Origin of the sequence: Pseudoalteromonas prydzensis, assembly GCF_001661495.1 — a bacterium.
GTDB lineage: Bacteria > Pseudomonadota > Gammaproteobacteria > Enterobacterales > Alteromonadaceae > Pseudoalteromonas > Pseudoalteromonas prydzensis.
The window spans coordinates 104,616-124,693 of the sequence record NZ_BDDT01000002.1; the positions used below are offsets into that span (position 1 = coordinate 104,616).

21 protein-coding genes and 1 pseudogene are annotated in these 20,078 nt (G+C 42.4%); 15 read left to right on the forward strand and 7 right to left on the reverse strand.

The features are described from left to right. Nucleotides 1-8: 8 nt before the first annotated feature. Nucleotides 9-1,421 (reverse strand): ATP-binding protein, encoded by a 1,413-nt coding sequence (locus A7968_RS04850; RefSeq protein ID WP_064665462.1) that lies wholly within the window; start codon nt 1,419-1,421, stop codon nt 9-11. Further along, nucleotides 1,399-2,088: a response regulator gene (locus tag A7968_RS04855; RefSeq protein WP_064665463.1), complete on the reverse strand. Its 690-nt coding sequence runs from the start codon at nt 2,086-2,088 to the stop codon at nt 1,399-1,401. The genes A7968_RS04850 and A7968_RS04855 overlap by 23 nt, the downstream gene beginning before the upstream one ends. Nucleotides 2,089-2,257: 169 nt before the next feature. Here A7968_RS04855 and A7968_RS04860 point away from each other — a divergent pair, with 169 nt between their 5' ends. Then, the gene (locus A7968_RS04860; protein ID WP_064665464.1) at nt 2,258-2,794 is read left to right on the forward strand and encodes a Spy/CpxP family protein refolding chaperone; all 537 of its coding nucleotides are present in this window, start codon (nt 2,258-2,260) and stop codon (nt 2,792-2,794) included. 395 nt (nt 2,795-3,189) lie between these two features. Beyond that, a pseudogene (locus A7968_RS04865) lies at nt 3,190-3,447 on the forward strand (helix-turn-helix domain-containing protein); the annotation flags it as partial. A 32-nt stretch (nt 3,448-3,479) separates the two neighbouring features. Here the strand turns inward: A7968_RS04865 and A7968_RS04870 are convergent. Genes A7968_RS04870 through A7968_RS04880 form a run of 3 tightly spaced genes read right to left on the reverse strand, consistent with a single transcriptional unit; the run spans nt 3,480 to nt 5,809 of the window. Continuing rightward, the gene (locus tag A7968_RS04870; RefSeq protein WP_064665465.1) at nt 3,480-4,667 is read right to left on the reverse strand and encodes a vWA domain-containing protein; all 1,188 of its coding nucleotides are present in this window, start codon (nt 4,665-4,667) and stop codon (nt 3,480-3,482) included. 1 nt (nt 4,668) lies between these two features. Further along, entirely contained in the window at nt 4,669-5,517 is an 849-nt protein-coding gene (locus A7968_RS04875; RefSeq protein ID WP_064665466.1) for an AAA family ATPase, read from the reverse strand. A gap of 52 nt (nt 5,518-5,569) precedes the next feature. Then, on the reverse strand, nt 5,570-5,809 hold the full coding sequence (locus A7968_RS04880; protein WP_064665467.1) for a DUF1653 domain-containing protein: 240 nt from the start codon (nt 5,807-5,809) through the stop codon (nt 5,570-5,572). Nucleotides 5,810-5,869: 60 nt separating this feature from the next. Here A7968_RS04880 and A7968_RS04885 point away from each other — a divergent pair, with 60 nt between their 5' ends. The 11 genes from A7968_RS04885 (at nt 5,870) to rpoS (ending at nt 13,519) form a co-directional block, all read left to right on the forward strand. Next, nucleotides 5,870-6,352, forward strand: coding sequence for a DUF2947 domain-containing protein (locus A7968_RS04885; protein WP_064665468.1), 483 nt, complete (start codon nt 5,870-5,872; stop codon nt 6,350-6,352). A 90-nt stretch (nt 6,353-6,442) separates the two neighbouring features. Then, the gene (locus tag A7968_RS04890) at nt 6,443-7,072 is read left to right on the forward strand and encodes a hypothetical protein (protein WP_064665469.1); all 630 of its coding nucleotides are present in this window, start codon (nt 6,443-6,445) and stop codon (nt 7,070-7,072) included. Nucleotides 7,073-7,133: 61 nt separating this feature from the next. Next, nucleotides 7,134-7,424 carry a cell division protein FtsB gene (ftsB, locus tag A7968_RS04895; protein ID WP_064665470.1) on the forward strand — a complete coding sequence of 97 codons (291 nt, stop codon included), beginning with the start codon at nt 7,134-7,136 and terminating at the stop codon, nt 7,422-7,424. Further along, complete coding sequence (gene ispD / locus A7968_RS04900) at nt 7,414-8,115, forward strand: 2-C-methyl-D-erythritol 4-phosphate cytidylyltransferase (RefSeq protein WP_064665471.1); 702 nt, start codon at nt 7,414-7,416, stop codon at nt 8,113-8,115. The genes ftsB and ispD overlap by 11 nt, the downstream gene beginning before the upstream one ends. Continuing rightward, nucleotides 8,112-8,594, forward strand: a complete 483-nt coding sequence (gene ispF, locus A7968_RS04905; RefSeq protein WP_064665472.1) for a 2-C-methyl-D-erythritol 2,4-cyclodiphosphate synthase — start codon at nt 8,112-8,114, stop codon at nt 8,592-8,594. Before ispD ends, ispF begins: the two co-directional genes overlap by 4 nt. After that, entirely contained in the window at nt 8,591-9,640 is a 1,050-nt protein-coding gene (gene truD / locus A7968_RS04910; protein ID WP_064665473.1) for a tRNA pseudouridine(13) synthase TruD, read from the forward strand. Before ispF ends, truD begins: the two co-directional genes overlap by 4 nt. Further along, nucleotides 9,621-10,385 (forward strand): 5'/3'-nucleotidase SurE, encoded by a 765-nt coding sequence (surE, locus tag A7968_RS04915; protein WP_064665474.1) that lies wholly within the window; start codon nt 9,621-9,623, stop codon nt 10,383-10,385. The genes truD and surE overlap by 20 nt, the downstream gene beginning before the upstream one ends. Continuing rightward, complete coding sequence (locus A7968_RS04920; RefSeq protein ID WP_064665475.1) at nt 10,375-11,013, forward strand: protein-L-isoaspartate(D-aspartate) O-methyltransferase; 639 nt, start codon at nt 10,375-10,377, stop codon at nt 11,011-11,013. Before surE ends, A7968_RS04920 begins: the two co-directional genes overlap by 11 nt. A gap of 9 nt (nt 11,014-11,022) precedes the next feature. Continuing rightward, nucleotides 11,023-11,601 (forward strand): YqaA family protein, encoded by a 579-nt coding sequence (locus A7968_RS04925; protein WP_064665476.1) that lies wholly within the window; start codon nt 11,023-11,025, stop codon nt 11,599-11,601. A 41-nt stretch (nt 11,602-11,642) separates the two neighbouring features. Beyond that, complete coding sequence (locus A7968_RS04930) at nt 11,643-12,467, forward strand: peptidoglycan DD-metalloendopeptidase family protein (RefSeq protein ID WP_064665477.1); 825 nt, start codon at nt 11,643-11,645, stop codon at nt 12,465-12,467. 56 nt (nt 12,468-12,523) lie between these two features. After that, nucleotides 12,524-13,519, forward strand: a complete 996-nt coding sequence (gene rpoS / locus A7968_RS04935; RefSeq protein WP_064665478.1) for an RNA polymerase sigma factor RpoS — start codon at nt 12,524-12,526, stop codon at nt 13,517-13,519. 103 nt (nt 13,520-13,622) lie between these two features. On the opposite strand, the gene mutS is transcribed toward rpoS, so the two are convergent. After that, entirely contained in the window at nt 13,623-16,193 is a 2,571-nt protein-coding gene (mutS, locus tag A7968_RS04940) for a DNA mismatch repair protein MutS (RefSeq protein WP_064665479.1), read from the reverse strand. Nucleotides 16,194-16,214: 21 nt separating this feature from the next. Between mutS and A7968_RS04945 the strand changes: the two genes are divergently transcribed. Both A7968_RS04945 and recA read left to right on the forward strand, forming a co-directional pair. Continuing rightward, nucleotides 16,215-16,703: a CinA family protein gene (locus A7968_RS04945; RefSeq protein ID WP_064665480.1), complete on the forward strand. Its 489-nt coding sequence runs from the start codon at nt 16,215-16,217 to the stop codon at nt 16,701-16,703. A gap of 68 nt (nt 16,704-16,771) precedes the next feature. Next, entirely contained in the window at nt 16,772-17,818 is a 1,047-nt protein-coding gene (recA, locus tag A7968_RS04950; protein WP_064665481.1) for a recombinase RecA, read from the forward strand. A 91-nt stretch (nt 17,819-17,909) separates the two neighbouring features. Here the strand turns inward: recA and A7968_RS04955 are convergent, their stop codons facing one another. Then, nucleotides 17,910-20,030: a TonB-dependent siderophore receptor gene (locus A7968_RS04955; protein ID WP_064665482.1), complete on the reverse strand. Its 2,121-nt coding sequence runs from the start codon at nt 20,028-20,030 to the stop codon at nt 17,910-17,912. Nucleotides 20,031-20,078 lie beyond the last annotated feature (48 nt).

The following is a 20,078-nucleotide window of genomic DNA, read 5'->3' on the forward strand; positions in this document are numbered from 1 at the left end:
GTCCATTATTATTGTTGACCCAATGGCAGTGCAATACGCACGCACAGCCCGTTTGGTTGACTATTATGCAGTGTTAAACTGCCAGCATGCGCGGCAATGGCATTTTTAGCAATGGCTAAACCAAGTCCGGTACCGCCACTGGTTCTATCTCGTGCATCAGATTGACGAAAAAACGGCTCGCATAGCTTAGTTAAATTTTGTGGTTCAACACCCGGGCCATCATCGCTGATCTCTATATAAATTGCATCGCTTAAACTCAGCGACAAGGTAATTGTATTTGCCGCATATTTTATTGCATTGCGTAATACATTTTCTAGCGCACTGGCAATTAAACTCTCATCACAACGAATATCAATATTAAGCTGACCTTCTACAAGCAATTGCTTATTAGTTTGCTTAGCCTCAAATTGGGCATCATTTAACACATGATCTATGATCACCTGCAAAGACTGCTGATGCAATGATAGGGTTTGGCTGTTTGCTTCCAAGCGAGATACTTGCAGCACATCAGCTATCATTTTATCGAGCTGATTCGCTTCTTTTTCGATTCGTAATAAATAGGTTTGGTTAGCTTCTGGCGTTTGCATTTGCGCAAGGCCAGTAGCCATTTTTAAGCGTGTTAACGGGGAGCGTAATTCATGGGAAATGTCTGCTAGTAAACGTTTTTGTGCACTGATCAATTGCTCTAACTGAGTTGCCATACTATTAAAGTCACGGCCAAGTACGCCCAGTTCATCTTGTCGGTTTGGGTCAATGTCAGCACGCGCGGTTAAATCGCCATTAGCGAGTTTAACAGCCGCTTGTTTTAAGTGATTGATTGGCGCAATTAGGTTACGACTAAATATAAAACTTAATGTTAGCGATGCAAGTAGTGCTATCAATACTTTCAACCAAATCGGCATGAGTCTTAGTCGCACGAAAAATGGCGTTTGGTGATTTTCGTCGACTTCGTATAAGTAAAAGGTACCTTCAGGAAGGTCTATTTTAATTGGCCCGAATGCTTGGTAATACTCAGTAAAAATAATTTGCGGCGTCATATTTTTAGTGAAATTAATTAAACTTAAATCAATTTCATTGGGAGGCGTGCGGCTAGTTATTGAATGCTCAGGCTGATCTGAATTTAAATACAGCAGTTTGCGCTTTGCTAAACGCGGATGCATTAAAATATCTGCAACGGCTTTATTGTGCTTTACTACCGTACGCTCAATACCTTTTGCTGTGTATTGTAAATTTTTTAGCATTGGGCCATGTAAATCTTCATTGCTAACTTGATTAGTGGCAATATTACTTAGAAATACCAAGGCGGTTATCGTGCCTATCACCGTCAGCCAAAACCACAGAAAAATTTTAAAAAATAAAAAGTGTTTCGGGTGCTTAAGCCAAGCAAAATGCGTTTTGCTATTCTCCTTGGATAAAGACATAGCCCGTTCCTCGCATGGTTTTAATTCGTTCGGCGCTATTAAATTCGGCAATTTTTTTACGAATATTACTAACATGCATATCAATAGAGCGATCAAAAGAAGCCAAGCGTCTGCCGAGCACCTCTTCACTTATTTGCTCTTTACTGACCACTTCACCCGCATGTTTAACTAATAAGGCCAATACTTCATATTCGGTACCTGTTAGGCTTAATGGGTGTTCATCAACCGATGCCTCGCGAGCGGCTAAATTAATAATGATATTATTAACGCTGAGCTTATTAGAGCTGTTGTTGGTTAAACTGGTAATATGCTCAATACGACGCGTAATGGCTTTAACCCGCGCCAGTAACTCCCGGTGGTTGAAAGGTTTTGGAATGTAGTCATCAGCCCCTAGTTCAAGGCCAAAAATACGGTCAAAGTCTTCACCTTTAGCAGTTAGCATAATCACCGGCGTTAACTTTTTTTGCCTAAGCTGTTTAAGCACTTCAAAGCCATCGAGCTTTGGTAGCATCACATCTAATAATATGAGTGCATAATCATGCTCAAGCGCTTGCTTTAAACCTTGCTCGCCATCGTGTACACATTCAATTTGAAACCCTTGCGCAGTTAAGTACTCAGAAAGTAACTCACATAAACCGGTATCATCATCAATCATTAATAGTTTCATTTACTCACCTTAACTACGCTGGAATAACTTCATTTTACGCCTTAACGGGCCTAAAAGTGAACCTTTACACAACCTTTACATTGCTTTGCGTTGCTTTGCACTTGGTTGGTTATAGTGAACATAACAACTGAACACACAGTAAGTTCGCAACCAACCAAAGGTAATTATTATGACTATTTCAAGTAAAGTTTCTAAACTAGTATTAATTTGTGGATTAGCGACAGCAACTTTAGGCACTGGCGCTGTAATGGCAAAAGAAGGCATGCAGCACAAACCAGCTCATTCTTTTGAACATAAACAAGCACGTTTTTTACTCTCTGAGCGCGGCGTTAAAAAATTAGATTTAACTGAGCAACAGCAAACCCAGTTAAAAAGCATTTTCGCTGAGCAAAAAGCCCAATTTAAAGCGCTTCGTGGTACTGACAAAGACGCGATGAAGCAAGCGCGTGCTGCACATAAAGCACAAATGCAAGCATTATTAGATATGCCAACCTTTGATGAAGCCGCAGCAAAAGAGTTATTAGCGCAGCGCCAAACCAAAGGCGAGCAATTTGGCTTAATTAACCTAAAAACTCAACATCAAGTATGGCAAGTATTAAATGCTGAACAACGTGAAAAGTACCAAGAAATTAAAAAGCACATGCGTAAAAAAGGTCACAAAAAAGGCGACAAAAAACACAGCCGTGACGAGCAAACAGCAGGCTAAGTAATTACCAAAATTACTAAAGCAAAAAAATGAAGCGCGGGAGAGATCCCGCGCTTTTTTGTATTCACTTCTAGCCATCCATGTAGCGAGTTTACCTCGTCACTTAAAGACTTTTTTGCACAAGGAAAAGTGAATGAGACTAAATGAGAAGAAAAATGCCACGGGTTTCGAGCAACGAGCTCCGAATACACCCCAGCACCTAGCCACTACCGGCGCCCTATTTTTACAATTACTTCTCTAAAAGCGCAGCGCCTCATAACCTCTTTGTGAAAAAATTTTAATTGCACGGGGTAAACCCGCGCCTACGAATTGGTCGCAGGTTTTATATCGCGACATAGTGACGATAGATAGCAAGGTTGCTTGATAAGTGTACGTTAGTTGCGTATATTTAAGCACATTCGCAAGGTAAGCTAACCTTACGCACTCATACTGTGAGTGACGCGAGTGATCTCGCCATTTCACCCGATGAAATAATCAATATTCGCGAAGCATTTAATATGTCGCGCGGCGTATTTGCAAACTTATTACATACCTCAGCAAGAACCCTTGAAAACTGGGAACAAGGGCGCAGCGCACCTAATGGTCAAGCTGTTACTTTATTAAAACTGGTACAGCGCCACCCTGAGACTTTGAATCATATAGCTGAGTTGTAGAGTTCGTTTTCCTAGCCCCTATAACCTAGCACCTATGTTAGCTCTTTAATCGCATTACTTATGCCATCCAAACTTAGCGGGTACATGCGGTTATCCATCAACTGCTTTATAAAATCAATTGATTGATAGTAACGCCAGTGTTCAACGGGCTGTGGGTTGAGCCACGCGACTTTATCAAAGTGATTGGTGATGCGATTAAGCCATACACTTCCCGGCTCTTCGTTGTAGTGTTCCACTGAGCCGCCGGCATAGGCAATTTCATACGGGCCCATAGTGGCGTCGCCTACAAAAATGACCTTATAGTCACTAGTGAATTTGTTGATCAGCGTCATAGTGTCGATCACATTGCTATGGCGGCGCTGATTATCTTGCCAAACATGCTCGTATAAACAGTTATGAAAGTAGTAAAATTCCAAATGTTTAAACTCGCTATGCGCGGCGCTAAACAATTCTTCACAGGTGTGGATGTAATCATCCATTGAGCCGCCAATATCAAACAACATCAATACTTTTACCGCGTTGTGGCGCTCTGGTGCCATTTTTACATCCAGCATGCCGCCTTGTTTGGCGGTTGCGCGAATAGTTTCGTTTAAATCGAGGGTGTCACTGGCGCCAGTGCGAGCAAACTTGCGCAGTTTTTTAAGGGCGAGTTTTATGGTGCGCGAGCCAATTTCTCGATCAGAGTCTAAGTTTTTATATTCGCGTTTATCCCATACTTTTACTGCTTGGCGATTGCGGTTGCCGTCTTGACCAATCCTTACGCCCTCAGGGTTATAGCCATACGCGCCAAATGGTGATGTACCACCCGTGCCCACCCATTTATTGCCGCCAGCGTGGCGTTTTTGTTGCTCTTCTAGGCGCTGTTTGAGGGTTTTCATTAACTCATCAAGGCCGCCCATAGCTTTAAGTTGGGCTTTTTCTTCATCCGATAGATGCTTTTCAAACTCTTTGCGTAGCCAATCATGAGGTAAGTCATGTTGTTGTTTTAGGCTCTCGAGTAAGTCGAGATCGGCAATGCCACTAAAGTAATCGGCAAAGGCTTTATCAAAACGGTCAAAATGGGTTTCGTCTTTTACCATGATAGTGCGGGCTAAATAGTAAAACCCGTCAACATCAGCAAAAACCGCACCTTGTTTTAGCGCGTTGATCAAATCAAGCAGCTCACGCAAACTGACAGGTAAACGGTATTCACGTAATTTGAAGAAAAACGCAATCAACATCTTAGCGGCGGCTCATAAAGGCAAGTTTTTCAATCAGGCTGATATCTTGCTCATTTTTTAAAAGCGCGCCAAACATTGGCATTAAACCGCCTTTTTGAGTTTTATCGTGCAGCGTTTTTGCATCGATGTCTTCAGCCATTAATAATTTAAGCCAATCGAGTAGTTCGCTGGTGGAAGGCTTTTTCTTAATGCCGTTGATTTCACGTAGATTAAAAAATACTTCCAGCGCTTGGCGTACTAAATCTTGCTTAACGTGAGGGTGATGCACATCAATAATTTGCTGCATTTCATCGGTAGATGGAAAGTCAATATAATGGAAAAAACAACGGCGTAAGAATGCATCGGGCAATTCTTTTTCGTTATTAGAGGTGATGATCACAATAGGGCGCTGTTTGGCGACAATGCGCTCGCCGGTTTCATAAACATGAAACTCCATTTTATCAAGCTCTAATAGCAAGTCGTTCGGGAATTCGATATCGGCTTTATCAATTTCATCAATCAATAATACTGGGCGCTTATTATGCTCCTCGCCGTAGATAAATGCCTGCCAAAGCTTGCCTTTTACTATGTAGTTGCCAATATCATGCACGCGCTCATCACCCAATTGGCTGTCGCGCAAACGCGATACTGCATCGTATTCGTATAAGCCTTGCTGGGCTTTGGTGGTTGATTTGATATGCCATTGAATAAGCGTAGTATCTAAGCTTTTAGCCAGCTCCTCAGCCAGCATGGTTTTACCCGTACCAGGCTCGCCTTTAATTAATAATGGCTTTTCCAGCAATATCGCCGCATTCACCGCTTGTTTTAACGCTGAACTTGCGATGTAGTTATCTGTAGAATTAAATTGCACGTAAATACCTTATCTGGTCTGAGCAGTAAACAATATGACTATCATGCCATAGTTATTCAACCTCTCCAAGGTATGCAAAGCGAGCAATAATTTGGCCATCTTTCTCGACGGTTTCGCTAAACATACTCAGTGGTCGTGCCCACATGCCAAACTCACCATATAAGGCTTGGTAAATCACCAATTGTTCTTCGGTTTCACTGTGGGTGGCAACATAAAGCACTTTGTATTTAGGCCCTTTGTAGTGTTGGTATATGCCTGATTTGAGGGTATGTGGTTTTATTGCTGTAGTCATGTTTTGATCTCTTGTATAATTTATCTTTGCACTTTTAATGCTAACTAATTTGCCAATACTATGAACTATATTTCGTTAGATGATTACAAAAAAGCGTGGGTTTTTCGCCATCAAGATGCGCCAGTAACAGACCAAGACCTTACTTTAATTAAACCTATGAGCCATGAGCGTGCCGCAGTTTTATGGAGCACTATGGTGAGCCGAGAGCATGATCACCCTGATTTTTTTGAAAAAACAGATTGGTGTGGCAATGACGACAATTTCTCGCAAACTATTACATGGGAAGCTGCCTGGGAAGAAGGTGCAGAGCAGTTGCCTACAGAGATTTTAGCTCATCTTGATTGGCAAGCTAACACTACGGTGTATTTTTGTATGGCTCGTGACAACATCATCGAAACCAGTTTTGATGTGTTTAAACGCAATTGGCAGAACTTTATGTTTTTAGCCGATGGCAGTTTGTTGCTTGGCAAAAAACGTAATGAAGTAGTGCAATTTTTAGCAACTGGCGATGCAAAATTAGGCACAAAGGCTGACGTTAAGTAACTTGAACGTTATTTAGGTAAATTGCAGAGCTTAAAAAGCAGTCAATACTGTGCTATAAAACAAGCAACTAGATGTTTTTGAGTATAATCGTTGGCTGCAAGCGACCCTTTTCAACAAGTCGATATTTGGCAATCTGATGCGCAGCGTGTGCTGTACACGCAGCTGTGTAATGCCTTTTATGCGCGAGAAATTGCTTTGTTAGTCGCTGAACCTAATGAGCAACGCCTGCGTAAACGATTAAAAAGCCTTCCTTTTTATATTGAACGTGCGGCAGCCGCGGTGGTTAATGGTCAGGTTCCTTTTCAGTTAGATCCCCATAATGGCAGTTGGCTCGATAAGCAAAAGCTACAGCCTCCTAACGAAAAAAGTAATGATGATTTTTATCAAACACATAAAAAGCTGGGTTTAATTGTGCCGCTTTTACTTAATCGCGCAAATCAAACCCGTGTTGCAATAGACAGCATCGACCAAGTAAGCGACAATAAACTTCATTGTAATGAGCATGGTTGGTTTGATGACCAAGGGCAGCCTCTTGAGGGGCAATCGGTGGTGTTATTAAAGCCTACAAAAGCAACAATGGCCGCTGCATGTTGTGGTCATCAATGGTCTTTTGACAAACGTATCACACCGCGAACATTATCACTGAGAGAAATGCTGTTAGCAGGTAATATCAATTGGCGTAATTTAAAGCGCCCCCATGTTCGAGTTAAAAAAATATAATACCAGTTGCCTTAAGCGCATTATAAATTTGTACTGGTAGAGTAAAACCAAGGAGTGTTTAATGCGACTGTTTCAACTCACGCTGCTGTGTTTAGCGTTATTTGTACAATACCGATTATGGTTTGGCCACAATGGAGTACAAGATTATAGTCGTTTAAAAGCCGCTGTTACTTCTCATCAGGATACCAACGCTCAGCTACTTAAACGAAATAAAGTACTTAAAGCCGACATTGAAGATTTAAAGCTTGGCCAAGAAGGGGTAGAAGAGCGTGCCCGTAATGAATTAGGGATGATCAAACCCGGCGAAACATTTATTCGTGTTTTACCTGGGCAACAACTCAATGAAAACTAATTATACACTTGCAGTAATAGTCCCTGCCGCTGGCGTGGGAAGTCGAATGCAACACTCCGCCCCAAAGCAATATATACGTTTGGCAGGCAAAACTATTCTTGAGCATACGCTGGCTAAGTTAGCGCAGTTAAAGCAAGCAACCAGTATTATTGTGGCGGTTAGTGATGATGATCCCTACTTTGATTCTTTAGTGTTTATCGATCAACGCATTGTGCGAGCAAGCGGCGGAAAAGAGCGCGCCGACTCAGTTCTTAATGGCTTATTAGCATTGGCAGATAACCCGCCTGACTGGGTGTTAGTCCATGATGCCGCAAGGCCATTAGTCACACTAGCTGATGTTGAGCACTTACTAACTGAATGTATTAGCGCCAATGAAGGTGGCATTTTAGCCTGTAAAGTCAAAGACACCATTAAACGTGGTAGCACACATAGTGAGCAAACCGTGCCACGAGATGACTTATGGCAAGCGTTGACTCCGCAATTATTTAAGTACCATGATTTAACTCAGGCGCTACAAAGTGCGCTCGCTCAACAGGTAACAATTACCGATGAAGCCTCAGCAATTGAATGGGCTAAGAAGCCTGTTAAGCTAATTGCAGGTCGCAGTGATAATATTAAAATAACCACTCCAGAAGATTTAGATTTAGCCAACTTTTTACTCCAAAAACAACACAGTGAGAATGCATTATGATTCGAATCGGCCATGGCTTCGATGTCCATAAATTTGGTGGCGAAGGCCCGTTAACTATTTGTGGTGAAAAGATTGCTTACCCGCAAGGCTTTTTAGCACATTCCGACGGTGATGTTGCTATTCACGCGTTATGTGACGCAATTTTAGGTGCCTTGGCGCTGGGAGATATTGGTAAGCACTTTCCTGATACGGCTAGTGAATATGAAAATATAGATAGCCGTATTTTGCTGCGCCACGTAGTTGATTTAGCTAAACAGCAAGGTTATGAGCTGGGCAATGCTGATGTGACGATTGTAGCGCAAGCGCCAAAAATGTTGCCGCACATTCAAGCCATGCGTACTAATCTGGCCGCTGATTTAAATGCTGAACTTAGCCAAGTAAACGTCAAAGCCACCACCACCGAAAAGCTCGGTTTTGAAGGCCGTAAAGAGGGTATTTCAAGTCATGCCGTGGTAATCATGAGTAAACAATCACTATGAGTGAGTTAAACTATTTATACGGTGCGCCATTATCTAAAGCGGATTTTAAAACCAGTGCTGAAGATTTTATGGTGGATGAAGACCTAGGCATAGAATTTACCGGCAGCGGTGAACATGTGTGTTTACAGGTGGTAAAAAAAGGTGAAAACACTCAGTACGTTGCTAAGTTATTAGCCCAAAAAGCGGGGATCTCACCGCGTGATGTAAGTTACGCAGGTATGAAAGACCGCCACGGTGTGTGTAGTCAGTGGTTCAGTGTGCCGGTACCAATAAAAAAAGAAATTGATTTCACTGAGCTCAATAGTGACTCGGTTTTTATCATTGCCCAGCAGCGCCATAACCGTAAATTACGTACTGGCTGCCATAAAGGGAATAAATTTACTATTACGCTGCGCAATGTCACACAGCCGTTAGATATCCTTTGTAGAATTAATGCCGTACGTGCCGGTGTACCTAACTACTTTGGTGAGCAACGCTTTGGTCACGATGGGCATAATCTTGAAATGGCCAAGCGGATGTTTGCCGGTGAGCGCATTCGCGATAAAAAGTTGCGCGGTTTAATTATCTCTGCGGCACGCTCTTATGTGTTTAATCAAATTGTGAACTTACGTGTTGCTGAGCACGGCCTAGCGAAAACGATGCACCGAGAAGTGTTTATGCTCAGTGGCAGTAATGCTTTTTTTGAAGATGCAATTAGCGATGAAAATATCGCTCGCCTTGCCTCAGGCGACATTATGATGTCTGCGCCTTTGGTGGGTAAAAGTGAAAAAGGTCTCACCGAACAAGAAAAATTATGGCTGGCACCTTATCAAGAGTGGTGTGATGGGCTTGGTGAATTAGGGCTTAAAAATGAACGTAGAATGCTGCGTTTGATACCACAAGATTTAACCGTAGCAACGATTGACGAAACCACCATTAAATTAAGTTTTGGCTTACCTAAAGGTACCTTTGCTACGGCATTATTACGTGAGCTGGTGGATTACACTGATGCCAGCCCCCGTGTACATAAAGAAAAGGACGCTGAAGATGAAGATTCTGCTAAGTAATGACGATGGCGTAAATGCAAAAGGGATTGCGGTGTTGTATCAAGCACTGACGCAAATTGCTGAGGTTACCTTAGTGGCACCTGATCGCAATTGCAGTGGCGCAAGCAATTCCTTAACCTTAATGAACCCACTGCGGGCAACCACGCTTGATAATGGCTTTATTTCGGTCAATGGCACTCCAACTGATTGTGTGCATTTGGGCGTTAATGAATTACTGACTGAAAAACCCGATCTGGTGGTTGCCGGTATTAATCACGGCGCTAATTTAGGTGATGATACCTTGTACTCTGGTACAGTTGCCGCTGCAACCGAAGGTCGTCATTTGGGGTTGCCCGCAGTGGCTGTATCGTTATGTTCTAAAGAAGGCAATCACTTTGAAACGGCAGCCGCGGTGACTGTAAGCATAATTAAAGAGCTAGCTTCTCATCCGCTACCAAAAGATCAAATCATCAATATCAATGTGCCAGATATTCCTTTATCTGAGCTTAAAGGCGTACAAGTTACCCGGTTAGGCGCGCGCCATAAAGCCGAAACCATGACAAAACAACAAGATCCATGGGGCCGCGATATATACTGGTACGGTGTGTTGGGGGCTGAAAGTGATGCAGGTGTTGGCACTGACTTTTACGCAATTAATAATGGCTATGCTTCAGTTACCCCGTTAAGTGTTGATATGACGGCGAAAGACAGTTTAGTAGCGGTAGGAGATTGGCTGAAAACAATGGAGATCAACGGTGCTGGCTAATTATACTCGCAGCGCACGTGCGCTGGCTGAATTATTAGAGCGTGAGGGTGTTGAAGATAAAGTGGTGCTCAGCGCTATTGCTGATATTCCACGGCATTTTTTTATAGATGATGTGCTTAAACACAAAGCTTATCAAAATACAGCGCTGCCAATCGGCCAAGGGCAAACAATCTCACAGCCTTATATTGTTGCGCGGATGACGGAGCTGCTGCGTTTAGCTGGGGTACGTGAAAAAGTACTCGAAATTGGCACTGGCTCTGGCTACCAAACCGCAATATTGGCTAAAACCTTTACAAAAGTATTTTCGGTGGAACGTATTAAAGCGTTACAATGGCAAGCTAAGCGCCGTTTACATAACCTTGATCTTTATAATGTTTCCATGAAACATGGCGATGGCTGGCAAGGTTGGCAGTCGCAAGCACCATTTGACGGCATTATTGTCACTGCCGCTGCATCGCAGGTACCGCAGGCATTACTTGACCAACTCAGTGATGGGGGGGTGATGATTGCGCCAATTGGTAATGAAGACCAACAACTGGTTATGGTTGTACGCGAAGGCGAAAAATTTACTCAACATGTTATTGCGCCAGTTAGGTTTGTGCCTTTAGTGCCTGGCGATATTGAATAGGAAGTCACTTTGAAATTGTTTACTAAGTTGTATGATATGGCATTAGTGTGGGCAAAACATCGCCACGCAGAGCGTTATTTAGCAGGGATGAGTTTTGCTGAATCAGTTATTTTTCCTATTCCACCGGATGTAATGCTTGCGCCGATGTCGCTGGCACAACCAAGCAAAGCATGGCGTTTTGCTACATTTGCTACCGTTGCTTCAGTGCTTGGCGGTGTGTTGGGTTATTTACTCGGGTTTTGGTTGTTTGAACCTGTAGTAGAGCCTCTAATCGCGCAAATGGGCTGGCAAGAAAAGTTTAATATTGCCTTAAATTGGTTTAAGGAGTATGGCGTGTGGGTGGTATTTTTAGCGGGCTTTTCCCCCATACCCTATAAAGTGTTTACCATAGGTGCAGGGCTTTTACATATGGCGTTTTTACCTTTTTTGTTAGCTTCTGCGGTTGGTCGCGGCGCGCGTTTCTTTTTAGTCTCAGCACTGATGAAATGGGGCGGAGTAAAAATGGAGCAAAAATTACGTCAATACGTTGAAGCACTTGGCTGGGGATTAGTGATTTTAGTGGTGGTTGCATACTTTTTATTGCGTTAAGCATTAAAAACCACAATTATTAATACAAGGAGCAAAACACTATGAATAAGCAGTACATTTTCTATGTTACTTTATTTACAAGTGTTTTGCTCAGTGCTTGCTCTTCTCGCCAAGCGCCAGCGCCAGTCAGTAGTTTAAATACCAGCGTTAAACCCTACACTAGCAAAGTGAATATTAATGGCGATCGCTATATTGTAAAAAAAGGCGATACGCTCTATTCAATAGCCTTCAGCGCCCAGCAAGATTTTCGCACGTTGGCAAAAAATAATGATATTCCAGCCCCTTACATTATTCATCCCGGACAAGTGGTTTCGTTTAAAAAACCAGCAGTAAAAACAAAAAAGCAGAAAAAATATACGAATTCGAGTAAAAAGTCTACAAAAGAACCACAAAAAAATAACAAAAAATTAAAGAAAGAGCTTGATCAGCCAAAACAACGAGAGTATGTTCAAAAACAAGCTAGTAAAAAAGTTAGTAATTCCAACAGTTTGATTCCAGGAAAGGTACATTGGTCTTGGCCGGCTAAAGGGACAGTAACACAGCGGTTTTCAAGCAAAGAAAATGGCTATAAAGGGTTACAAATTACTAATAAAAAAGGTGTGGCTGTAGTTGCTGCTGCACAAGGAACAGTTGTATACGCGGGGAATGCACTTAGAGGGTACGGTAATTTAATCATTTTGAAACATAATGATGATTACCTTAGTGCTTACGCACATAACTCTAAGTTATTAGTGAAAGAAAAACAGGATGTGAAAGCTGGGCAAAAAATCGCAGAGATTGGCAGTTCAGATTCTGACGTAACGGCATTGCGTTTTGAGATCCGTTATCGAGGACAGGCTGTTAATCCCGAGAAGTATTTGCCTTAGCTATCGGGTATTGAACACAGTGATATAAGGTCACTTATTTGCTTGAGGGTACGCTCATGGGTAACACAGCAAAAATCGAGAAGACGAAAAACGCGGTTGATGATAAGTTTGATGATATAGCGGTAGAAGATGCTGCTTCTGAATTGTTAGATGACGTCGATAAAGATGATGACAAAGAAGATGAAATATTTGCCAAAGAGGAAATCACTAAAAATTTAGATGCGACTCAACTATATCTAGGTGAGATTGGTTTTTCACCGCTATTGAGCGCTGAAGAAGAAGTGTTTTTTGCCCGTAAAGCGTTAAAAGGCTGCAGTGCCTCCCGCAAACGCATGATTGAAAGTAACCTCCGTTTAGTTGTAAAAATCGCCCGCCGTTATAATAACCGTGGCTTAGCGCTATTAGATTTAATCGAAGAAGGTAACCTAGGTTTGATCCGCGCGGTTGAAAAATTCGACCCTGAACGTGGTTTTCGATTTTCTACTTATGCGACTTGGTGGATCCGCCAAACCATTGAACGTGCCATTATGAATCAAACGCGCACAATCCGTTTACCAATCCATGTGGTAAAAGAGCTTAATGTTTATTTACGTACCGCACGTGAGTTAACCCAAAAGCTTGACCATGAACCGACAGCAGAAGAAATTGCAGCCTCTTTAGATAGACCCGTTGAAGACGTGACTAAAATGCTGCGATTAAATGAAAAAATCACCTCTGTAGATACGCCAATTGGTGGTGAAAATGATAAAGCATTACTCGATATTATCGCCGATGAAAAAGGCTTTGGTCCGGAAGGTGAAGTACAAAACAATGATATTAATAAGCACATTGTTGACTGGTTGGGTGAATTGAACCCGAAACAACGTGAGGTATTAGCGCGTCGTTTTGGTCTATTAGGCTATGAGCCATCAACGCTTGAAGATGTTGGCCGTGAAATTGGTTTAACGCGTGAGCGAGTAAGACAAATTCAAGTTGAAGCACTGCGCCGCTTAAAAGATATTTTACAACATGAAGGGTTAAGTACTGATAGCTTGTTTGATCAGTTTTCCTAACTGCTTGCTTACACAGCAATAGGCATAAAAACACACACAGAAAATAATTATTAAAAAGCTGAAGAGGTTTACTCTTCAGCTTTTTTTGTGGTTAATTTGCACCTTAAAGTAAGGCTTTTAACTTATAAAGTAGCGCATGGGCTTGGCGCGGACTTAAGTCATCAATATCAATTTCAGCGAGTTGTGCTTCTACCTGTGATGGTTCAGATTCGAATAATGAAGGCTGTACTGCATTAATATCTGCGGTGACTGGCTGATGATTTTCGAGCATTTTCAGCTTTTGCTTAGCGTGTTTGATCACCGCTTTAGGCACCCCAGCTAAGGCCGCTACTTGTAAACCAAAGCTTTTGCTTGCAGCACCATCAAGTACGGTGTGCATAAAGGCAATAGTGTCGTTATGCTCTATTGCATCTAAATGAACATTTACCAGCCCCGCTTGTTGTTCGGCTAGCTCTGTCAGTTCAAAATAATGGGTTGCGAATAAAGTTTTAGCGGATATTTTTGATGCTAAATGATCGGCTGTCGCGTAGGCAAGCGATAACCCATCGTAAGTACTGGTGCCACGGCCAATTTCATCCATTAGCACGAGTGATTGTGCAGTGGCATTGTTAAGTATTGTGGCTGTTTCAGTCATTTCGACCATAAAAGTAGAGCGACCTGAAGCTAAATCATCGCTGGCACCAATGCGGGTAAATATACGATCAATATTGCCGATTTTAGCGCTGTCTGCTGGTACAAAGCTGCCGATGTGCGCCATTAACACTATAAGTGCGGTTTGGCGCATATAGGTTGATTTACCGCCCATATTTGGCCCGGTAATGATCAACATTTTACGCTGCGCATTAAGCTCTACCGGGTTGGCGATAAATGGGTCTTTCATGACTTGCTCAACAACTGGGTGACGGCCTTGCTTGATGCTGATATCGTCACTATCACAAAGTTCAGGTTTAGCATAATTAAGTGCAATCGCACGCTCAGCTAAGTTATTTAACACATCTAAATCTGCCAATGCGGCAGCCATCATTTGCAGCTGTTCGATGTGTGGTGCAATAAATTCAAATAGTTGCTCGTACAGTTGTTTTTCAAGCGCCAGCGCTTTTGACTGGCTACCGAGTACTTTGTCTTCGTGCTCTTTAAGTTCTGGGATTATATAGCGTTCATTATTTTTAAGTGTTTGACGACGAATGTAATCAGCGGGCACTAAATGGGCATTAGCACGGCTCACTTCAATAAAGAAACCATGCACGCGGTTATAGCCAATTTTTAAAGTGCTAATACCGGTGCGCTCGCGCTCGCGCTGCTCGAGTTGTTCTAGTACATCTGTTGCGCCTTGGCTTAATGAGCGCCATTCATCGAGTTCACTGTTGTAACCTGGAGCAATGACGCCGCCATCACGAATAAGTACCGGTGGGTTTTCAATCACTGCTTGTTCGAGTAATTGCTGTAACTCAGGTAATTCAGGAGATTGCGCAACGATTTGACTAATACGTGGATCGCTGGCATCGGTTAATAGCTCGTGGAGTGGAGCTAGGGCTTGCAGTGCACTGCGCAAACGGGTTAAATCGCGCGGGCGGGCAGTCCACAAGGCTAAACGAGCAATCACTCGTTCTATATCACCAATTTGTTTTAACGACTCATGTAGCTCACCACACAGCTGTACATCGATAATGGCACTAATCGCATTAAGACGCGCGTTAAGCTCAGGTTTAGAACGTATTGGTGTATGAATACGACGCTTTAATAGCCGTGAGCCCATTGCTGTCGCTGTTTTATCAAGTACTTGGGCTAAGGTGTTTTCAAAACCGCCAGAAAGATTGACTGTCAGCTCTAAGTTTTTACGGGTGGCGGCATCTAAGATCACTGCATGTTCGTTATGCTCTAAAGTGATGGCGCGAATATGGGGTAGAGCAATACGTTGCGTGTCTTTCACATATTGCATAAGGCAACCGGCGGCAACTAATGCTGCTTTGGCTTTATCAACCCCAAAACCAACTAAATCTTTAGTACCAAACTGCTCGCATAACAAATGTTGGGCGGTATCTAAATCAAACTCCCACTCAGGGCGACGACGAATACCTTTAATATGCTCAATTAAATGAAAGTTGCTAAAGTCTTCGCTATACAGTAACTCTGCCGGTGCTAAGCGCTGTAAGGTTGAGCTAAATGCTTCTTCAGTATTTACTTCAACAATATTAAAACGGCCTGAGTTAATATCTAAATAGGCAATCCCGTACACGCCCTTTTTACTTTGCCAAACACTGGTCAGTAAATTATCTTGGCGCTCTTGTAATAACGCTTCATCTGAAATAGTGCCAGGGGTAACAATGCGCACTACTTTACGCTCAACAGGTCCCTTACTGGTTGCAGGGTCGCCCACTTGTTCACATATCGCAACGGATTCACCCATTTGAACTAAGCGGGCTAGGTAATTTTCTACCGCATGATAAGGGACGCCTGCCATCGGAATAGGATCGCCACCGGCTTTACCACGGTGAGTTTGTGAAATATCAAGCAATTGTGCTGCACGTTTTGCATCATCAAAAAATAGCTCGTAAAAGTCACCCATGCGATAAAAAAGTAAAATATCACGATGCTCAGATTTTATTTTTAGATACTGCTGCATCATCGGCGTTTGTTGACTTATAGTGTGTGGTGCATAAAGATCGAACGACATGTATTTACCCAAAGGCTGAATATGGAATTACATCAAGAGATTAAAACACTTGCTGCGCAATTAGGCGCTATTTTAACGGATAAACGCTTATGGATCACTAGTGCTGAATCATGTACTGGTGGAGGAGTGAGTTATGCACTAACCGATACCCCAGGCAGCTCGGCTTATATTGACCGTGCATTCGTTACTTACAGTAATCAAGCAAAGCAGGATTTACTGGGGGTTGCAGAGCAAACCTTAGCTTTATACGGCGCAGTGAGCGAGCAAACAGTGTTGCAAATGGCGGCCGGCGCTTGTAAGGCCGCTGGGGCTGATATTTCTGTCTCGGTATCGGGTATTGCAGGCCCAAGCGGTGGCAGTGCAGAAAAACCAGTAGGTTTAGTATGGTTTTGTATTCAAATTGGCGATAAACAGTATCCGAGCCAACAAATATTTGCGGGTGATAGAGCGCAGGTTAGGTTGCAAGCTATTGTTTATGCTTTAAAAACTATTATAGAAAAGATAAATTAATAAAATTAGCTTGATACTGTGATTTCATACAGTATACTTGTCTGCATTAGCCGGATTTGGAGAGTAAAATGAACGATAACAAACAAAAAGCGTTGGACGCTGCTTTATCTCAAATTGAACGTCAATTTGGTAAAGGCTCAATTATGAAATTGGGTGACAACAAAGCGTTAGATATTGACGCTATATCAACGGGCTCTCTGGGCATTGATATCGCATTAGGCATAGGTGGTTTACCTATGGGACGTATTGTTGAAATATATGGTCCTGAATCATCAGGTAAAACCACGCTAACATTACAAGTTATTGCTGAAGCACAAAAAGAAGGTAAAACCTGCGCATTCGTTGATGCTGAGCACGCACTTGACCCAATTTACGCACAAAAATTAGGCGTAAATATTGATGAGTTATTAGTTTCACAACCAGATACCGGTGAACAAGCACTTGAAATTTGCGACATGTTAGTTCGCTCAAGCGCGGTTGACGTGGTTGTGGTCGACTCGGTTGCTGCACTTACACCAAAAGCTGAGATTGAAGGCGACATGGGCGATTCGCACATGGGTCTACAAGCACGTTTAATGTCACAAGCATTACGTAAGCTAACTGGTAATATCAAACGCTCTAACACTTTATGTATTTTCATTAACCAAATCCGTATGAAAATTGGTGTTATGTTTGGTAACCCTGAAACCACCACCGGCGGTAACGCACTTAAATTCTACGCGTCAGTACGTTTAGATATTCGTCGTATCGGCTCTGTTAAAGAGGGCGATGAAGTGGTGGGTAACGAAACCCGCGTTAAAGTGGTGAAAAACAAAGTTGCTCCACCGTTTAAACAAGCTGAATTTATTATCATGTACGGTGAAGGTATCTCTAAACATGGCGAGCTAATTGACTTAGGTGTTAAACATAAGTTGGTTGAAAAAGCGGGTGCTTGGTACAGCTACAATGGTAATAAAGTTGGTCAAGGTAAGTCTAACTCAATCAAGTTCTTAAAAGAGAACCCTGAGATTTCAAATGAGATTGAAGGTAAGTTACGTGACATGTTGTTATTAAAAGCAACTATCAAGCCTGACGATATTGAAGATGCTTTACTAGCAGATGATGCTGAGCTTTAAAGGTATTGAATAAGCGCGATTTGACCCGAGCTTAATCGTAAAAAAGCCGCTAAATTATTTAGCGGCTTTTTTGTGTTTATAGTTTGCTAGCTTATAGCTGCCAGTTCACTGAGACTGCATAGTTACGCGGTGCGCCGTAGTAACCTTGCTCCCAATACAGACTATGGATGTATTTTTCATTGGTTACGTTATTAATATTGAAAGACACGCCGACATTATCGGTAATATCGTAAGTAGCCATTAAGTTTAAGATACCGAATGCATCTTGTTTGGTAACCGGAATAACACCTAATGCGGTAATAGGTTGAATACGTTTCGTGTCATCTTGCCAGCGGTAATTTAAGCCAAACGTTAGCCCTTCAATTTCAGGTACTTTATGAGTAACAGCAAGTTTATATTGGTTTTTAGGGGTGTAATTTTTAACAAGCTCATCCCCGTCAATATTGATGTTGCTATAACTAAAACTAGTACTGAGAGTGTCAGTTATTTTACCGCTTAGCTCCACTTCAAAACCATCACTGTTAATGCCATCTGCGCCATAGTAGCGGGTGTCATCAGGTGCTGACCCTGGAATTGCAACCGCAAGGCCAACCTGCTTGGCATCAAAGTACGCAAGGGTAACAAACAGATCACTATCTAGTAATTGTGCTTTTACGCCGATTTCACTGCTTTTGCCTGTGATTGGATCGAGGTAATCACCATTGATCTCGCGCTCTGTTTGCGGCACAAATGTTTCTGTGTAGCTGGCATACGCAGATAGATTGTCGTTAATATCGTACACAGTGCCAAAATAAGGAATGGTTTTATCCGCTTTTTTATCTTTGGCAACACCATACGACATGCCTTTAGACTGCCAGTTAACTTGGCTAACACCGGCTAATAAACTGAGTGAGTTGGTGGCACGAATGCGTGTAGAAATATAAGCGGAACGTTGTCTGTTAGTAACATCAGCACCGGTCAAACCATCAGTAAGCGTTGCCACTGGCGCTTCGCCATCCCAGCCACCAAGCTCTGGCATGGGGGGATAACCATTGCCCGTGGTGTTGTCATACAGTGACTTATCATAATTATCCATATCAGCTTGGTTTACACCAAACGACAGGTCATGTTCCATACCGAACAAATTAAACTTACCCGCAGCGTATAGATCAAAAATATCGTGCGTGTCTTTATGGTCATACTCACTGGCATAACCCGTTAAGCCAAGGCCGGTTTCACGATCGGGAGTACCAAAGACATAGAATAACTCAGAATCTTGCTCATTCACTAAATGCGCGTAATTTGCTTTTAAAAACCACGTATTTGTGATGCTTTGTTCAACAGAGACAAAAACTTGCTCAGTCGAGTTATTCCAGTATGACCAATCGGATGCTGTGCTTGTCGACACATCAAAATTTGTTGCGCTGCCATCGCTATAATAAAGTGGTAATGCTCCCCAAAGTGGGCTGTCGGCATCTTTTTGTTGATTGACATAATTTACCGATAAAGTTGTACTGTCAGTAAGCTTGCCTTCATAGGCAAGGTAATAAATAGTTTTGTCTTGCTCGTAGCGATCTAAATATGAGTCTGTTTTTTGTTTAGTAAACGCAACACGAACAGCCTGGTTTTCAGTTAACGCTGTCGAAGCATCGAGTTCCAAGCGTTTGTTATTCCATGAGCCATAAGAGGCAGATGCACTGACTTTTGTTTGATAAGTTGGCTTTTTTAGTACCATATTAACGGTTGCAGAAGGATTACCAGCGCCTGTCATCAAACCATTTGCGCCACGTACAACTTCTACGCTTTCAAAAATAGAAGTATCAAGGGTACCTTGAATTGATCCGTTATCTTGCGGAGTGCCCATGCCGTTTACTTGGAAATTAGTAATTTCAAAACCACGGGCTTTAAAATAGGTGCGATCTGTTTCTATTTGTTCAACGGTGACACCGGGGGTTGTTTCTAAAACTGCATTTATATCATCGAGAGAAAAATCGTCCATTAATGCCCGTGATATAACCGAGATCGACTGTGGTGTTTCTTTAATTGTTAAGCCCAACTTTGTTGCTGACTGGGCATCTTCCGTAATGTAATTTTTATGATGTTGTCCATACACAGCTATCTTTTCAAGGGGGTCATTGTTGTTATTTTCTTCGGTTGCGTGAGCAACACCACTTAAAGCTAGCGAAGTAAGCACTGCTAATTTAGATAAACGTAAAAACTGCGGGGCAGACATGTGGCATTCCATAAAGTTCAAAAGAAGTACGTAATTTAATCTAAATAG

Bases quoted from the DNA above. Each gene is read 5' to 3' on its own strand.
- A7968_RS04850 (WP_064665462.1), bottom strand. From the start codon at position 1,421: ATGTCTTTATCCAAGGAGAATAGCAAAACGCATTTTGCTTGGCTTAAG.
- truD (WP_064665473.1), top strand. From the start codon at position 8,591: ATGAGTGAGTTAAACTATTTATACGGTGCGCCATTATCTAAAGCGGAT.
- A7968_RS04860 (WP_064665464.1), top strand. From the start codon at position 2,258: ATGACTATTTCAAGTAAAGTTTCTAAACTAGTATTAATTTGTGGATTA.
- A7968_RS04855 (WP_064665463.1), bottom strand. From the start codon at position 2,088: ATGAAACTATTAATGATTGATGATGATACCGGTTTATGTGAGTTACTT.
- surE (WP_064665474.1), top strand. From the start codon at position 9,621: ATGAAGATTCTGCTAAGTAATGACGATGGCGTAAATGCAAAAGGGATT.
- A7968_RS04885 (WP_064665468.1), top strand. From the start codon at position 5,870: ATGAACTATATTTCGTTAGATGATTACAAAAAAGCGTGGGTTTTTCGC.
- recA (WP_064665481.1), top strand. From the start codon at position 16,772: ATGAACGATAACAAACAAAAAGCGTTGGACGCTGCTTTATCTCAAATT.
- A7968_RS04955 (WP_064665482.1), bottom strand. From the start codon at position 20,030: ATGTCTGCCCCGCAGTTTTTACGTTTATCTAAATTAGCAGTGCTTACT.
- rpoS (WP_064665478.1), top strand. From the start codon at position 12,524: ATGGGTAACACAGCAAAAATCGAGAAGACGAAAAACGCGGTTGATGAT.
- A7968_RS04945 (WP_064665480.1), top strand. From the start codon at position 16,215: ATGGAATTACATCAAGAGATTAAAACACTTGCTGCGCAATTAGGCGCT.
- ispD (WP_064665471.1), top strand. From the start codon at position 7,414: ATGAAAACTAATTATACACTTGCAGTAATAGTCCCTGCCGCTGGCGTG.
- A7968_RS04930 (WP_064665477.1), top strand. From the start codon at position 11,643: ATGAATAAGCAGTACATTTTCTATGTTACTTTATTTACAAGTGTTTTG.
- ispF (WP_064665472.1), top strand. From the start codon at position 8,112: ATGATTCGAATCGGCCATGGCTTCGATGTCCATAAATTTGGTGGCGAA.
- A7968_RS04880 (WP_064665467.1), bottom strand. From the start codon at position 5,809: ATGACTACAGCAATAAAACCACATACCCTCAAATCAGGCATATACCAA.
- A7968_RS04870 (WP_064665465.1), bottom strand. From the start codon at position 4,667: ATGTTGATTGCGTTTTTCTTCAAATTACGTGAATACCGTTTACCTGTC.
- mutS (WP_064665479.1), bottom strand. From the start codon at position 16,193: ATGTCGTTCGATCTTTATGCACCACACACTATAAGTCAACAAACGCCG.
- ftsB (WP_064665470.1), top strand. From the start codon at position 7,134: ATGCGACTGTTTCAACTCACGCTGCTGTGTTTAGCGTTATTTGTACAA.